Annotated in this window: 12 protein-coding genes and 1 tRNA gene; 7 read left to right on the top strand and 6 right to left on the bottom strand. The window is 71.5% G+C overall.

From position 1 onward, the window contains the following. The first annotated feature begins 5 nt into the window (after positions 1-5). Positions 6-380, top strand: a complete 375-nt coding sequence (locus ACFWRV_RS11995; RefSeq protein ID WP_384332136.1) for a hypothetical protein — start codon at positions 6-8, stop codon at positions 378-380. An 81-nt stretch (positions 381-461) separates the two neighbouring features. Here ACFWRV_RS11995 and ACFWRV_RS12000 read toward each other — a convergent pair whose 3' ends face one another. Then, positions 462-1,307, bottom strand: coding sequence for a MurR/RpiR family transcriptional regulator (locus ACFWRV_RS12000; protein WP_384332139.1), 846 nt, complete (start codon positions 1,305-1,307; stop codon positions 462-464). A gap of 192 nt (positions 1,308-1,499) precedes the next feature. Here ACFWRV_RS12000 and ACFWRV_RS12005 point away from each other — a divergent pair, with 192 nt between their 5' ends. Then, positions 1,500-1,916: a hypothetical protein gene (locus ACFWRV_RS12005; protein ID WP_384332141.1), complete on the top strand. Its 417-nt coding sequence runs from the start codon at positions 1,500-1,502 to the stop codon at positions 1,914-1,916. A gap of 519 nt (positions 1,917-2,435) precedes the next feature. On the opposite strand, the gene ACFWRV_RS12010 is transcribed toward ACFWRV_RS12005, so the two are convergent. Further along, a complete protein-coding gene (locus ACFWRV_RS12010) occupies positions 2,436-3,842 on the bottom strand; it encodes a cystathionine beta-synthase (protein WP_384332144.1) in 1,407 nt (468 codons plus the stop codon). Between the two features lie 159 nt (positions 3,843-4,001). Between ACFWRV_RS12010 and ACFWRV_RS12015 the strand changes: the two genes are divergently transcribed. The 3 genes from ACFWRV_RS12015 to ACFWRV_RS12025 all read left to right on the top strand — a co-directional run bounded on the left by ACFWRV_RS12015 (position 4,002) and on the right by ACFWRV_RS12025 (position 7,694). Continuing rightward, a complete protein-coding gene (locus ACFWRV_RS12015; protein WP_118899200.1) occupies positions 4,002-5,003 on the top strand; it encodes an SGNH/GDSL hydrolase family protein in 1,002 nt (333 codons plus the stop codon). A gap of 162 nt (positions 5,004-5,165) precedes the next feature. Continuing rightward, complete coding sequence (locus tag ACFWRV_RS12020; protein ID WP_384332147.1) at positions 5,166-6,386, top strand: acetyl-CoA C-acetyltransferase; 1,221 nt, start codon at positions 5,166-5,168, stop codon at positions 6,384-6,386. A gap of 405 nt (positions 6,387-6,791) precedes the next feature. Next, positions 6,792-7,694, top strand: coding sequence for a hypothetical protein (locus ACFWRV_RS12025; protein ID WP_384332150.1), 903 nt, complete (start codon positions 6,792-6,794; stop codon positions 7,692-7,694). A 27-nt stretch (positions 7,695-7,721) separates the two neighbouring features. Here ACFWRV_RS12025 and ACFWRV_RS12030 read toward each other — a convergent pair whose 3' ends face one another. The 3 genes from ACFWRV_RS12030 to ACFWRV_RS12040 form a co-directional block, all read right to left on the bottom strand. Further along, positions 7,722-8,039: a hypothetical protein gene (locus ACFWRV_RS12030; protein WP_384332153.1), complete on the bottom strand. Its 318-nt coding sequence runs from the start codon at positions 8,037-8,039 to the stop codon at positions 7,722-7,724. A gap of 178 nt (positions 8,040-8,217) precedes the next feature. Next, the gene (locus ACFWRV_RS12035) at positions 8,218-9,102 is read right to left on the bottom strand and encodes a Bax inhibitor-1/YccA family protein (RefSeq protein ID WP_384332156.1); all 885 of its coding nucleotides are present in this window, start codon (positions 9,100-9,102) and stop codon (positions 8,218-8,220) included. Between the two features lie 219 nt (positions 9,103-9,321). Beyond that, positions 9,322-9,407: transfer RNA gene (locus ACFWRV_RS12040), tRNA-Leu, on the bottom strand. A gap of 590 nt (positions 9,408-9,997) precedes the next feature. Between ACFWRV_RS12040 and ACFWRV_RS12045 the strand changes: the two genes are divergently transcribed. After that, positions 9,998-10,768, top strand: coding sequence for an ABC transporter ATP-binding protein (locus ACFWRV_RS12045; protein ID WP_384332160.1), 771 nt, complete (start codon positions 9,998-10,000; stop codon positions 10,766-10,768). A gap of 117 nt (positions 10,769-10,885) precedes the next feature. Then, positions 10,886-13,417, top strand: a complete 2,532-nt coding sequence (locus ACFWRV_RS12050; protein ID WP_384332162.1) for an ABC transporter permease — start codon at positions 10,886-10,888, stop codon at positions 13,415-13,417. 106 nt (positions 13,418-13,523) lie between these two features. Here the strand turns inward: ACFWRV_RS12050 and ACFWRV_RS12055 are convergent, their stop codons facing one another. After that, a complete protein-coding gene (locus tag ACFWRV_RS12055; RefSeq protein ID WP_384332165.1) occupies positions 13,524-14,837 on the bottom strand; it encodes a class I SAM-dependent methyltransferase in 1,314 nt (437 codons plus the stop codon). Between the last annotated feature and the right edge of the window lie 301 nt (positions 14,838-15,138).

Consider the following 15,138-nt stretch of genomic DNA (forward strand, 5'->3'; position numbering starts at 1 on the left):
CCCCCATGGCGAACACCGAAGCGACACTGAAGGAAGCGATGAGCTCGATCGAGGGCACCACGGGTGTCGCCCTCGTCGACTACACGAGCGGGATGGCCCTGGGCACGCTCGGCGGGGGCAAGGACTTCAACCTGGAGGTCGCCGCCGCGGGCAACACCGACGTGATCCGCGCCAAGCTCCGCACCATGGAGCACCTGGGGCTCAAGGAGGAGATCGAGGACATCCTCATCACGCTCGGCACCCAGTACCACCTGATCCGGCTGCTCAAGACCCGTGGCGGCAACGGCCTGTTCCTCTACCTGGTGCTGGACGCGAGCCGGGCGAACCTGGCGATGGCCCGCCACCAGCTCAAGAAGATCGAGGCGGAGCTGGAGGTCTGACGCGGCCGGGGCCGGCCCGTCGCCCGGTGGGCCTCCACCCGCTTGCCGACGGGCCGCCCCGCGCGGGCCGGGCTCGGGTCCTCACTCCACGAACAGGCCGCGCGCCGCCGCCCGTACGTCGAACTCCTCCAACCGCGCCTGGGCGTCGGGGAGTCCGTCGCACATGGCCTCCAGCAGCACCCGGCCGAGCAGCATCGGCGCGCAGACGGTGTCGAAGGAGAGCCCGGAGCCGATCGCCGCGGGAAGCAGCAGATCGCTGTGCTTGGCGACGGGCGCGAAGGCGGAGTCGGCGACCGTCACCACGGTCAGCCCCTGGTCCTGGGCGTACGCGAGCGCGTCCACGCTCTCCTTGGGGTGGCGCGGCAGCGCGAAGCACATCAGGGCGGTCGCGCCGGCCCGGCGGGCGGAGTCGATCCGGTCGGGCAGCATGCTGCCGCCCTCGTCGAGCACGCGTACGTCGGGGTGCACCTTGGCGGCGAAGTAGCCGAAGCCGCGCGCCTGCGAGGAGGCGGCGCGCAGCCCCAGCACCGGCAACGGCCGGGAGCCGGCGAGCAGCCGCCCGGCCCGCTCGACGGGGGCGGGGTCGGCGAGCATGTCGGAGAGGTGCTGGAGGTTCTCGATCTCGGCGCGGACGGCCTGCTGGTACTCGTTGTACCCCTCCCCCGCGTCCTCCTGCTCCGGGTCGGCGGGCGCGACCTCGCGCAGGTGTCTGCGCAGCGCCGGATAGCCGTCGAAGCCGAGGGCGACGGCGAAGCGGGTGACGGAGGGCTGGCTGACCCCGGCCAGCTCGGCCAGCTCGACGCTGGAGAGGAACGGCGCGTCGGCCGCCCGGCGGACCATGCAGTGCGCGATGCGCCGCTGGGTGGGCGTGAGCCGGTGGCCCTCGAAGAGCCGCTGCAACCGTGCGGCGGGGCTGCTCCCACTCATGCTGTCCCCTTGCTGGATCCGTCTCGCCCGACCGGCGCCGACCATTCTATTCAGCCAGGAAGGTCGCTGTATGTCCATATGCAGGGGCGGGCCTGGGGAAGTCCGCGAGGGGGCCGAGAGGGGGGTTAGCCCCACGGAATTCGGGGGCTAGCCCCACTGTCGACGGCCCCCCGGCTCCGTACCGTTGTGCGCATGGAAGCCCGTGACCACGAGCTCAAGAAGGAGCTCGCCGCCACCCTCCAGGCCCGCGGCGAGCTGGGCGCGGAGTACGAGTCCGTGCTCATCGAGTCGTTCCTGGAGAAGGTCGAGCAGCGCCTCGACACCACGCTCGACCGCCGGGTCCGCCGTCAGCTCGCCGAACAGCAGATGACCGCCACCCGGGGTGCGCGTCCGACGGAGCCGGGGAGCTTCGGGGAGCGCCACGGCCTGGGGATCGTGTCCTTGGTCCTGGCGGTCCCGCTGTCCGCGATCGGCGTCGCGAACGCCGGGATCGAGGGGCTGGTGGTGGCCTGGCTCGGCATCGTCGGCGTCAACGCGTTCCAGGCGGCGCGGGGCGGGGGGCTGTTCCGCAGGCGGGAGGCGCGGACACCGTCCGACTGGAGGGACTGAGCCCCCAGGAGCTTCCGGGACGCGGCGGAGGCCCCGGTAGAGACGGGGGGTCGGCACGACGGCGGCCCCGCGTACCACTGTGCGGCCGGACCCACGGGGGAGTCCGGCCGCACAGTCGTACGCGGCAGCCGTACGCGAAGGTCGTACGCGGAAGCCGTACGCGAAGGTCCTACGCGGAAGCCGTACGCGAAGGTCCTACGCGGAAGCCGTACGCGAAGGTCGTACGCGGAGGTATGTCGCGGGGACCGCCGCACCCCCGGTCGCCCGGGGGGCGGGACGACGGCGGTCCCCGCGAGGGACGCGGTCCGGGTCAGGGCCGGATACCCGCGTCCGGGCGACGGTGGAGGTCCGGGAGCCGCTCCGTAGTCCGGTGTCGCCGTTCTGGGTGCCGGCGGGTTTCCCTGCCGACACCCACCAATGTGCCGGAGCCGTGTTAAGCGGGTGCTGCGCGGACGTGACGCGCTCGTACCGTTTTCGCGAAGCCCCGTCGGACACCCCGGGGGGCGCCTTGCCGGCTCGTCAGGCCTTCGCCGCGCCCGCGTCCTTGGCGAGGAACGCCAGCAGGTCCTGCCGGCTCACGACGCCCTTGGGCTTGCCCTCGACGAGCACGATCGCCGCGTCCGCGCCGCTCGCACCGCTGAGCACGGCCATCAGGTCCTCGACCGGTTCGCCGGAGCCGACCTGCGGCAGCGGGGCCGACATGTGCTTCTCCAGCGGGTCGGTCAGCGAGGCGCGCTGGGTGAACAGCGCGTCCAGCAGCTGCCGCTCCACGACGGAGCCGATGACCTCAGCGGCCATCACGTCCGGGTGGCCGGCGCCCGGCTTCACGATCGGCATCTGGGAGACGCCGTACTCGCGCAGCACCTCGATGGCCTCGCCGACCGTCTCCTCCGGGTGCATGTGGACGAGGGAGGGCATCGGGCCCTCCTTGAAGTCCAGGACCGCGCCGACGTTGGCGGAGGTGCCGGAGTCCTCCAGGAAGCCGTAGTCGGCCATCCACTCGTCGTTGAAGATCTTGCTCAGGTAGCCGCGCCCGCTGTCGGGGAGCAGCACCACGACGACGTCGTCGGGGCCGAGCCGCTTGGCGACCTCCAGGGCCCCGACGACCGCCATGCCGCAGGAGCCGCCGACGAGCAGGCCCTCCTCCTTGGCGAGGCGGCGGGTCATCTGGAAGGAGTCCTTGTCGGACACCGCGACGATCTCGTCGGTGACGTTCCGGTCGTACGCGCTCGGCCAGAAGTCCTCGCCGACGCCCTCGACCAGATACGGCCGCCCGGAGCCGCCGGAGTAGACCGAGCCCTCCGGGTCCGCGCCGATGACCTGGACCGCGCCGTCGCTGATCTCCTTGAGGTAGCGGCCGGTGCCGCTGATGGTGCCGCCGGTGCCGACGCCCGCGACGAAGTGGGTGATCTTCCCCTCCGTCTGCTCCCACAGCTCGGGACCGGTGGTCTCGTAGTGCGAGCGCGGGTTGTTCGGGTTGGAGTACTGGTCCGGCTTCCAGGCCCCCGGCGTCTCGGTGACCAGCCGGTCGGAGACGTTGTAGTACGAGTCCGGGTGCTCGGGGTCAACGGCGGTGGGGCAGACGACGACCTCGGCGCCGTACGCGCGCAGCACGTTGATCTTGTCCGTGGACACCTTGTCCGGGCAGACGAAGATGCACTTGTAGCCCTTCTGCTGGGCGACGATGGCGAGGCCGACGCCCGTGTTGCCGCTGGTCGGCTCGACGATCGTGCCGCCGGGCTTCAGCTCCCCGCTCTGCTCGGCCGCCTCGATCATGCGCAGCGCGATGCGGTCCTTCACCGACCCGCCGGGGTTGAAGTACTCGACCTTGGCCAGGACGGTCGCCTGGATACCTGCCGTGACGTTGCGCAGCCTCACCAGCGGGGTGTTGCCGACAAGACTGATCATCGAATCGTGGAATTGCACCGTGTACTCCGGGATCTCCGAGATGGTCCGGCCCAGAGTATGCGTACGGGACGCACTGTGTGTACGGGAAGGAGTACACCGAGCCCCGAGCGGGGCAAGTAGGTACGTGTACGGCTGTACGGCGAGAAGGAGGTGGACCGGACTGTGTCGAGAGCAAGGGTGGCACGGCGGATCGCGGCGGGCGCGGCCTACGGCGGTGGCAGCATCGGATTGATCGGTGCGGCGGCCGTGGGCGTGTTCCTGGCGGAGGTCCAGCTCGCGAAGAGGCAGGTCGGCGGGGGTACGGCTCCGGTTCCGCCGAGCGCGGACGGACGGTACGGAGTGGCGTTCGCCGGGCCGAACGACGCGATGCGGCTCGGGATGCTCGGGGACTCCACGGCCGCCGGGCAGGGGGTGCGGCGGGCCGGGCAGACCCCGGGCGCGCTGCTGGCCTCGGGGCTCGCGGCGGTGGCCGAGCGGCCGGTGGACCTGCGGAACGTGGCCCTGCCGGGGGCCCGCTCGGACGATCTGGAGCGCCAGGTGTCGCTGCTGCTCGCGGACCCGGCGCGGGTGCCGGACGTCTGCGTGATCATGATCGGGGCGAACGACGTCACTCATCGGATGCCCGCGACCCAGTCGGTGCGCTGTCTGACGACGGCGGTGCGCAGGCTGCGGACGGCGGGGGCGGAGGTGGTCGTCGGGACCTGCCCGGACCTCGGCACGATCGAACCGGTCTACCAGCCCCTGCGCTGGCTGGCCCGGCGGGTGAGCCGGCAGCTGGCGGCCGCGCAGACGATCGGCGCGGTGGAGCAGGGCGGGCGCACGGTGTCGCTGGGTGACCTGCTGGGCCCCGAGTTCGCGGCGAACCCGCGCGAGCTGTTCGGCCCGGACAACTACCACCCCTCCGCCGAGGGCTACGCCACGGCGGCCATGGCGGTGCTGCCCACGCTGTGCGCGGTGCTGGGCCTGTGGCCGGAGACCGACCGGCTGGACGGCGCGCGCCGCGAGGACATCCTCCCGGTGGCGAAGGCGGCGTCCCAGGCGGCCCGGGAGGCCGGTACGGAGGTCACCGGGGCGCGCGCTCCCTGGGCTCTCCTCAAGCACCGCAGGCGGCGGCGTCTGCCCGCCTCCACGGAACCCACTCCGCACGCCCACCCGGACGCGGCCCACGGGCACGCGTAGGGGCCGGCACGCGGGGACGGCGGAGCAGTAGCCTGCCTGAGCAAGCGCTTAGAAAAGAGTCCCGCATCACACGGCCTGCCGGGTGACCCCGGCGATACGTCCAGGTAACTTCCAGAGGAGTTCTGCCGTCCACACAGCCTTCCAGCCCCTTGGAGCCGCGTGATGCCCGAAGCCGTGATCGTCTCTGCCGCCCGTTCGCCGATCGGCCGCGCCTTCAAGGGGTCGCTGAAGGACCTGCGCGCGGACGATCTGACCGCCACGATCATCCGGACCGCGCTGGCCAAGGTCCCCGAGCTGGACCCGAAGGACATCGACGACCTGATGCTGGGCTGCGGCCTGCCCGGCGGCGAGCAGGGCAACAACCTGGGCCGCATCATCGCCGTGCAGCTGGGGATGGACCACCTTCCCGGCTGTACGGTCACCCGCTACTGCTCCTCCTCGCTGCAGACCAGCCGGATGGCGCTGCACGCGATCAAGGCGGGCGAGGGCGACGTCTTCATCTCGGCCGGCGTCGAGATGGTGTCCCGCTTCGCCAAGGGCAACTCCGACAGCCTTCCGGACACGCACAACCCGCTGTTCGCCGAGGCCGAGGCCCGCACCGCCGCCCGCGCCGAGGAGTCCGGCGCGAGCTGGCACGACCCGCGCGAGGACGGCCTCGTCCCGGACGCGTACATCTCGATGGGTCAGACGGCGGAGAACCTGGCCCGGACCAAGGGCGTCACCCGCCAGGACATGGACGAGTTCGGCGTACGGTCGCAGAACCTCGCCGAGCAGGCCCTGAAGAACGGCTTCTGGGAGCGGGAGATCACTCCGGTCACCACCCCCGACGGCACCGTCGTCTCCAAGGACGACGGCCCGCGCGCGGGCGTCACGCTGGAGGGCGTCCAGGGCCTGAAGCCGGTCTTCCGCCCCGACGGCCTGGTCACGGCGGGCAACTGCTGCCCGCTGAACGACGGCGCCGCCGCCCTGGTGATCATGTCCGACACCAAGGCGCGGGAGCTGGGCCTGACCCCGCTGGCCCGGATCGTCTCCACCGGCGTCTCCGGCCTCTCCCCCGAGATCATGGGGTACGGCCCGGTCGAGGCCAGCAAGCAGGCGCTGAAGCGGGCCGGCCTGACCATCGACGACATCGACCTCGCCGAGATCAACGAGGCGTTCGCCGCCCAGGTCATCCCCTCCTACCGGGACCTCGGCCTGCCGCTGGACAAGGTCAACGTCAACGGCGGCGCGATCGCGGTCGGCCACCCCTTCGGCATGACCGGCGCCCGCATCACCGGCACGCTGATCAACAGCCTCCAGTTCCACGACAAGCAGTGGGGCCTGGAGACGATGTGCGTGGGCGGCGGCCAGGGCATGGCGATGGTCATCGAGCGGCTGAGCTGAGTCGCAGCGGAGGGTAGGGGTCGCGCGAGGTACGAGTGCGGCACCTGCCCGCAGCGGAGGCGAGGCTCAGCGCGACCACCGGCACGAGCGGCTGAGCTGAGTCGCAGCGGAGGATAGGGGTCGCGCGAGGTACGAGTGCGGCACCTGCCCGCAGCGGAGGGCTCAAGGACCAGCGGCCGGGCCGAACCACCGAGCCCCGACCGTGACCGAATCTCCCCCAGGATGTGATCTGCGTCCCGGGGGAGAGACGTTTCCGCAGGTCACCGCCGATATGAGCCTAAACATCGGACCGAAAGACCTGTCCATTTCGTGACGTAATGCACTGACAGCACGTACCGGTACAGGCCAAGCTGATGTAGGAAGTCGGGGGTATCGATTGAGACCGGGAGTATGTCAGTGAGCGCCATGTCATTTGCCCTGTTGCTGACCACCGCCGCTGCCACGGCCGTCGGCGCCGCCGCGCTGCACGCCGCTCACGGGCTGCGCAAGCAGGTCGTGGCCCTGCGCACGGAGCTGGCCGCCGGCCACGCCCTCGGCGCAGCGGTGCCACCACAGAGCCGCAGTACGGCCACCCCCGCCGAGGAGATACGCGCGGCCGTCGCCGACGCGCTCGCCGAGGAGCGGGAGCGCGAGCTGGCCGAGGCGCGCGCCTTCTGGGCCGCCCAGGAAGCCCGCGACGCCGCCGACGCCCCGTCCCTGCTGGGGGGCCTGTCCGGCCTGGGCGACGATGCCCCGTACTACCTGCCCCGGCAGGCCGACTTCGCCGGTCTGGAGTCGATGGACCTCGAAGCGGCCGAGGCGATGGAGGAGCTCGCGGAGCTGAGCGAGCGGACCCTCGCGGAGCACGAGATCGGCGAGCTGACCGATCTGCCGGCGGAGCTGCCGACGGACCTGAGCGCCGGCCTTCCGGAGATCGCGGAGTTCCCCGAGGACTCCCCCGAGCTGGCCGCCGCCCGCCGCCGCCACCCCTCGCACCCGGACTTCGTCCCCGTGCAGACACCGGTGGTCACCGACCACGAGCGCACCGTGAACCGGCTGGAGGAACTGGCCGACACGGCGACCGAGCTGACCGATGTGCGGCCCGGCCCGCTGGGCACGCTGGATGTGTACGTCTTCGCCGACGGCACCACGCTCTGCATGACCCCCGGCCACCGCGAGACCGCCGAGCGGCTCGCCGACGCCCTGCGGGCGGGCCGGCAGCCGGTGCTGCTGGGCGGCTCGGGCGTCTCGGGCGCCTATGCGCTGACCTTCTCCTGCGGCGAGGACAACGTCTACATCCTCGCCGACCGCGTCATCGCCTCGTTCTGACCGCCGGGCGCGGGCCGCTCACACGCATCACGCGAAAGCCCGCGCCGCCGCTTCCCCGACGTATCGCACGGCCTCGTCCAGCTCCCGGGACGGGGCCGTTTCCAGTGCCACGGCCAGGTCCCGCCCGGCGACGGCGAGTTGGTCGCCCACGGCGAACATCCCGGCGTCCGGCAGCTCACGCGGCTCTGCGTCCGGGTGCTCCAGGCGCTGCGCGCGTACGGCCAGTTCACGGGCGGCGGCCAGTGCCTCGGCGGCGGCACCGCGCTGAAGGCGGCTCTGCGGGGCCGACCGCAGCCGGTCGGCGAAACGGTCCACGGCCAGGATCAGGGGCGTCGTATCGAGCACCCGGCCGACCCTACGCGCCCCTCCCGCGCGGCCGCCAACGCCCCGGACCGCCCCGCCCGCGTCCGGCACGCCCCGGAACACCCCGTGCACCCGCTCCACAACGCGGAACGGCCCGCAGGCGCGATGCCTGCGGGCCGTTCCCGTACTCCAGGTACTGCGGCTACTGCGGGGCGGCCGGTCAGTCGTCGCCGCTGAGGATCGCGACCAGGCGCAGCATCTCGATGTAGATCCACACCAGGGTCACGGTGAGGCCGAACGCGGCCAGCCACTCCTCCTCGCGGGGAGCGCCGTACGCGATGCCGTCCTCGACCTGCTTGAAGTTCAGGGCGAGGATGGCCGCACCGATGACGATGGCCACGATGCCGAAGACGACGCCGAGCGCGCCGCTGCGGAAGCCGAGGCCGTCACCGCCGCCGAACACGGCGAACAGGAGGTTGACCATCATCAGCAGCATGAAGCCGATGGCGGCCGCCATCACGAAGCCGTAGAAGCGGCGCGTGACCCGGATCAGGCCGGTGCGGTAGGCGATCAGCACACCGGCGAAGACCGCCATGGTGCCGATCACCGCCTGCATCGCGGCGCCGGGGGCGACGTACATGCTGACGATGTTGCTGACGATGCCGAGGAAGACACCCTCGAACGCCGCGTAGGTCAGGATCAGCGCGGGCGAGGGCCGGCGCTTGAACGAGTTGACGAGCGACAGGACGAAGCCGATGAGCGCGGCGCCGATGGCCACGCCATAGGCGGCGCCCAGGTTCGCCTGGTCGACCGGCATGACCCACCACGCGGCCGCGGCGGCCACGATCACGGTGCCGAGCGTCATCGCCGTACGCGTCACGACGCCGTCGATGGTCATCACGTCGGAACGGGCGGGCGCCTGCGGGGCGCCGTGCATGTCCGTCTGCGCGTACGGGTTGGTGGCGTACGGGTTGGCGGCGGTGCCCTGCGCGTACGGGTTGGCCCCCGTCGCGGTGGCCCCGGCCTGCGGCGCCGCGTTGAAGCCCGCGTGGCCGTTGTCGCGGCTGAAGCCCCGTCGCGAGAAGACCGGGTTGCTGCTCCTCATTTCACTCCTCCATGGCCACACTGCGTGGCCTTGCCACAAGAGTAATGGGTAGGCAAAAGAATCACCCTAGTGCCAGGGGAGGATCTTTCCGGGGACGCGTCACAGAGCCCCGCCGCGCATCGGGAGGAGCCGCCGGGCGGGGCTGTCGTGCGGGCCGGAGTCCGGATACCGAACAACCGTCACCGTCTGGGCCGTCCGGGTCACGCAGGGTGCGGCGCGTGGTGCCCGGAGCCGGACTCGAACCGGCACGCCCCCGAGGGGCAGCGAGGTTTAAGCTCGCCGTGTCTACGTTCCACCATCCGGGCGTGCCGCGCGGCTCCGCGTCTGGCTACCGACCCTATCCGGGGACATCCCTCGATCAGCGGAACAGTGGCGCGATGTTGTCTTATTTTATTGACCGCTTGAGGGACCGTCAGCACATCCGGCCGGGCTGACCACACGCCCACGGCCGATCATGGGCGGTGGGCGCACCGCACGGGAATGACGGAAAGTCGCCGCACTCGCACGGCCCAACGCGCCAGGTCCGCGCCAGGCCTCGCCAGGGCATCCGCCACCCTCGGCTCCGGCGCCGCTCCGACCTCGGCCCCGGCGCCCCTCCGGGACGGCCCGCCGACCGCCGCGACCGGCCCCTCGCCCGCACCCGACGCGCTCACGCTGAGTTACCGCGGCCTCTCTGTCGGGGTGCCGGCCTCCACCCCGGTCAGGGTCGGTGTCATACCCGAGGAGGACGCGACCACACCCTCGATGCGACTCAAGACGGCCCCGGGAACGGGCATCGGGGGTGACGCCCCGGGGCAGTCGGGCCGTAAGGATGGAGTAAGTCCCCGAGGCATGGCGTCAGCGCCCGCCTCAGCACGGTCCCCGCATCCGCAACACCCGAACCAGGAGCGTCCCAGTGACCACCACCCCCACCGTTCACCGCGCCACCGCGGTGGCTGCCCGCGCCACGGAGCTGTCGAAGGTCTACGGCGAGGGCGAGACGCAGGTCGTCGCCCTGGACCGGGTGACCGTGGACTTCCCGCAGGGCGAGTTCACCGCGATCATGGGCCCCTCGGGCTCCGGCAAGTCGACGCTGATGCACTGCGTCGCCGGGCTCGACAGCTTCAGCAGCGGTTCGGTGCGGATCGGCGAGACCGAGCTGTCCACGCTCAAGGACAAGCAGCTCACCCAGTTGCGGCGGGACAAGATCGGCTTCATCTTCCAGGCGTTCAACCTGCTTCCGACGCTCACCGCGCTGGAGAACATCACCCTGCCGATGGACATCGCGGGCCGTAAGCCGGACTCCGCGTGGCTCCAGAAGGTGATCGAGATGGTCGGCCTCTCGGAGCGGCTGAAGCACCGCCCGACCGAGCTCTCCGGCGGTCAGCAGCAGCGCGTCGCCGTGGCCCGCGCCCTGGCCGCGCAGCCCGAGATCATCTTCGGTGACGAGCCGACCGGAAACCTGGACTCCCGCTCCGGCGCCGAGGTGCTGGGCTTCCTGCGCAACTCGGTGCGCGAGCTGGGCCAGACCGTGGTGATGGTCACGCACGACCCGGTGGCCGCCTCCTACGCGGACCGGGTCATCTTCCTCGCGGACGGCGCGGTCGTCGACCAGATGATGCACCCGACCGCCGACGGCGTCCTCGACCGGATGAAGGCGTTCGACGCGAAGGGCCGCACCAGCTGACGCCCGCGGCCGGTCACGTCGACCGGCCGCCGCACGGCTGACGCGTACGGCCGCCGCAACCGGCCCCCGTACCGCGCGCCCGCCCTCCCCTTCCGGAACCCATCCCAGGACACAGACATGTTCCGTACCGCCCTGCGCAATGTGCTCGCGCACAAGGCCAGGCTGCTGATGACCGTGCTCGCCGTCATGCTCGGCGTAGCGTTCGTCTCCGGCACGCTGGTCTTCACCGACACCCTCGGCAACGCCTTCCGCAACCAGTCCGCCAAGAGCTACGACAACGTCGCCGTCTCCATCGAGACCTACGCCGGCGAGGACGAGAAGACCCCCGGCATCGACGACGCCACCCTGGAGAAGATCCGGGGCCTGGACGGCGTCGCCTCCGCCACCGGGCGCGTAGACGGCTTCGCCGGGGTCGCCGACCCCGACGGCAAGCTGATCGGCAACGGCTGGTCCAACACCGGCGCGAACTTCGCCCCGGGCAAGGACGGCAAGGACACCCAGTACGTCTTCACCGACGGCTCGGGCCCGGTGAAGAACGGCTCGGTCGCGCTCGACAAGGACACCGCGAGCAAGGGCAAATACCGCGTCGGCGACCCGGTGCGGGTGGCCACCAACGGCCCGGTGAAGGAGTACACCCTCTCGGGGATCTTCACCACCGAGGACGGCGCGGTCAACGCGGGCGGCAGCCTCGTGCTGTTCGACACCGCGACCGCCCAGAAGCTCTACCTGAAGCCCGGCGTCTTCCAGAACGCCACGGTCAGCGCGGGGGGCGGCGTCTCCGACCAGAAGCTGCTGGACGAGATCGAGCCGCTGCTGCCGGAGGATGCCACCGCGCAGACCGGCAAGGCGCTGGCCGACCAGCAGGCCAAGGACATCGAGTCCGGCCTGACCAGCCTCAACACCATGCTGCTGGCCTTCGCGGGCATCGCGCTGTTCGTCGGCATCTTCCTCATCGCCAACACCTTCACCATGCTGATCGCCCAGCGGACCCGTGAGCTGGCCCTGATGCGGGCCATCGGCGCCACCCGCCGCCAGGTGAAGCGATCGGTGCTGCTGGAGGCCGCCTTCGTCGGCATCCTCGCCTCCGTCATCGGCTTCCTCCTCGGCCTCGGCCTCGCCACCGGTCTGCGCTCCGCGATGGGCCTCCTGGGCGGCAAGATCCCGGCCGGTCCGCTGGTCGTCTCGCCCACCGCCGTCGTCTCCGCCTTCGCGGTCGGCGTCCTGATCACCGTTCTGGCCGCCTGGCTGCCCGCCCGCCGGGCCTCGAAGATCGCCCCGGTCGCCGCGATGAGCAGCGTCCACGCCACCGCTTCCGTCAGGTCCCTCGTCGTACGGAACTCGATCGGCGGCGTGATCACCCTGCTCGGCTCCGCCGGCATCGTCGGCGGCGCCGCGACCGGTGGCACCTCCGGACGGCAGTTGGTCGCGGCGGGCGCGTTCTTCGCCCTGATCGGCGTCATCATCCTGATCCCGCTGCTCTCCCGCCCGGTCATCGCCCTGGTCCGGCCGCTGCTGAAGAAGCTGTTCGGCGTCTCCGGGAAGCTGGCCTCGCAGAACGCGGTCCGCAACCCGCGGCGTACCGGAGCCACCGCCTCCGCGCTGGCCATCGGGCTGACCCTGGTCACCGGCATCTCGGTGCTCGGCGTCACCCTCGGCCAGGCCATCGACAAGATGACCACGGACAACATCAAGGCCGACTACATGGTCACGATGGCCAGCGGCGACTCGCTGGACCAGTCCGCGCTCAACGCCCTGGCGAAGGCCGACGGCGTCTCCGCGCTCTCCCCCCTGCAGTTGGCCTCGCTCGAGGTCGACGGTGAGTACCACTCGGCCTCCGGCGTCACCCCGGGCGACGTGGAGCGGGTCTTCTCGCTGACGACCGAGTCCGGTTCGCTGGCCTCGCTCAAGGACGGCCAGGTCGCGGTCGGCTCCAAGACCGCGAAGTCGAACGGCTGGAAGACCGGCGACACCCTCCCGGTCACGTTCGAGGACGAGAAGAAGGGCGAGCTGACGATCGGGGCGACGTACAAGGAGAACGAGTTCCTGTCGCCCTTCGTGATGCCGAAGCAGCTCGCCGACCAGCACAGCGCCTCCACCCGCCCCGAGATCCGCGAGATCTGGATCAAGACCGACGGCGGCGCGAGCAAGGCCAACGAGCAGTCCATCGTGAACGCGCTCGGCGACAACCCGGCGATGAACGTCATGGACCGGCAGGACATCCGTGACATGTTCGGCGGCTTCATCAACACCGCCCTGAACATCATGTACGGGCTGCTCGCCATGGCCCTGCTGATCGCGGTCCTCGGGGTCGTCAACACCCTGGCGATGTCGGTGTTCGAGCGGCAGCAGGAGATCGGCATGCTCCGCGCGATCGGCCTCGACCGGGGCCGGGTGAAGCGGATGATCCGGCTGGAGGCCGTCGTCATCTCGGTCTTCGGCGCGGTGGTCGGGGTCGGTCTCGGAGTCTTCCTCGGCTGGGCGATCGGTCAGACCCTGTCCGCCGACATCCCCGGCTACGCCCTGGTCATCCCGTGGGACCGGCTCGGCGTCTTCCTGCTGCTGGCCGGCCTGGTGGGCGTCCTCGCCTCGCTGTGGCCCGCCCGCAGCGCCGCGAAGCTCAACATGCTGACGGCGATCAAGACGGAGTAGTCCGGGCCCGGGGAGACCGGGACGAGGGGACGTCACGACGTGAGGGGCCGGTGCACCGCTGGGGAGCGGAGCGCCGGCCCCTCGCGCTGTGCCGTACGCGCACGGATCAGGCGTCCGTGTCCTCGGCGGACTCCGTCCACCTGCGGGCGCGCAGCGGCAGCCGGGAGCCGCCGCCCTCCAGCGGGCGCACCGCGAGGATCTGGTTGACGCCGATCTTGTTGTGCTCGAAGGAGAGGGCCGAGGCCGCCATGTACAGCCGCCAGACCCGGGCCCGGCCCGGGGAGGTGGCGCGTACCGCCTGCTCCCAGTGCCGCTCCAGGTTGGCCACCCACTGGCGCAGGGTCCGTGCGTAGTGCTCGCGCAGCGCCTCGACGTCCCGGGCCTCGAAGCCGGCCTCCTCCAGGGTGGCCAGGGTGCGGCCGACCGGGGCCAGTTCGCCGTCGGGGAAGACGTAGGCGTCGATGAACGCGTCGATCCGGTAGGCGTCCTCGTTCTTCTCGGGCCGCCGGGCGATCTGGTGGTTCAGGAAGCGGCCGCCGGGCTTCAGGAGGGCGTAGAGGTCATCGGCGTACTCGCGGTAGCGGACCGAGCCGACGTGCTCGGCCATGCCGATCGAGGAGATCGCGTCGTACGGGCCGTCGCGGACGTCCCGGTAGTCCTGGACCCGGATCTCGATCCGGTCGGTCAGGCCCTCCTCGGCGATGCGCTTGCGGGCGTGGGCGGCCTGTTCCCGGGAGAGGGTGACGCCGGTGACCTGCGCGCCGTAGTGGCGGGCGGCGTGCATGGCCATCGAGCCCCAGCCGCAGCCGACGTCCAGGAGCCGGTCGCCCTCCTTCAGGCCGAGCTTGCGGCAGACGAGGTCGAGCTTGTCGCGCTGGGCGTCCTCCAGGCTTCCGCCGTCCTGCCAGTAGGCGCAGGAGTAGACCATGGAGGGGCCGAGCACCAGGGCGTAGAAGTCGTTGCCGACGTCGTAGTGGTGGCTGATGGCCTCCTTGTCGCGGCGTCTGGTGTGCAGCGGGCCGGCGCGGCGGCGCACCTCCTCGGCGGGCGGTGCGGGCGGGGGCCAGGGGCCGGCTAGGTCGAGGAGGCCGCGGGCGAAGGCGCGGACCTTGGGGTCGCGGACCGGGTGGACGGTGTCCTTGGCGTCGGCGCCGCGGTCCCAGAGCAGCCCGGCGATCCGGTCGAGCACCTCGTACAGATCGCCGTCGACGTCGATCTCCCCGGCCACCCAGGCGCGGGCCAGGCCCAGTTCGCCCGGCTTCCACAGGAGCCGGCGCAGGGCGCGGCGGTGGCGGATCACGAGGACCGGGGCGCCGGGCGGCCCCGACTCGCTGCCGTCCCAGGCCCGGATCCGGACCGGCAGGGGTTCCGAGAGCAACTCCTCGGCGAGAGCGGTCAGCCGCGACGCGGCGTCTGCCATGGCGCACACCTCCGTGGTGTTTCCCCGACAAGCACAACAAGCACAGGCGAAAGACATGCTCGTAGCCCCGCCGCGACACCCCGGTGCCGTCGCGAGGTACACCTGCGTCAACTCTCCTCGCACACTCCGTCATCCCGCTACCGGGCAACGAAACGGCAAAGTGTGTGCACGCACCACCCACATCGGCGGGGACGGGCCACGGCCGCTCGCCGGACCCCGGCCGGGATCCGCGCCCGGATACGCCGAAGGGGCCGTCCGCACCACGGATGGCGGACGGCCCCTTCGGGCGTCGTACGTAAGG

It is taken from the genome of Streptomyces sp. NPDC058576, assembly GCF_042718715.1.
Taxonomy (GTDB): domain Bacteria; phylum Actinomycetota; class Actinomycetes; order Streptomycetales; family Streptomycetaceae; genus Streptomyces.

Bases quoted from the DNA above. Each gene is read 5' to 3' on its own strand.
- ACFWRV_RS12025 (WP_384332150.1), top strand. From the start codon at position 6,792: ATGTCATTTGCCCTGTTGCTGACCACCGCCGCTGCCACGGCCGTCGGC.
- ACFWRV_RS12055 (WP_384332165.1), bottom strand. From the start codon at position 14,837: ATGGCAGACGCCGCGTCGCGGCTGACCGCTCTCGCCGAGGAGTTGCTC.
- ACFWRV_RS12035 (WP_384332156.1), bottom strand. From the start codon at position 9,102: ATGAGGAGCAGCAACCCGGTCTTCTCGCGACGGGGCTTCAGCCGCGAC.
- ACFWRV_RS12050 (WP_384332162.1), top strand. From the start codon at position 10,886: ATGTTCCGTACCGCCCTGCGCAATGTGCTCGCGCACAAGGCCAGGCTG.
- ACFWRV_RS12020 (WP_384332147.1), top strand. From the start codon at position 5,166: ATGCCCGAAGCCGTGATCGTCTCTGCCGCCCGTTCGCCGATCGGCCGC.
- ACFWRV_RS12005 (WP_384332141.1), top strand. From the start codon at position 1,500: ATGGAAGCCCGTGACCACGAGCTCAAGAAGGAGCTCGCCGCCACCCTC.
- ACFWRV_RS11995 (WP_384332136.1), top strand. From the start codon at position 6: ATGGCGAACACCGAAGCGACACTGAAGGAAGCGATGAGCTCGATCGAG.
- ACFWRV_RS12000 (WP_384332139.1), bottom strand. From the start codon at position 1,307: ATGAGTGGGAGCAGCCCCGCCGCACGGTTGCAGCGGCTCTTCGAGGGC.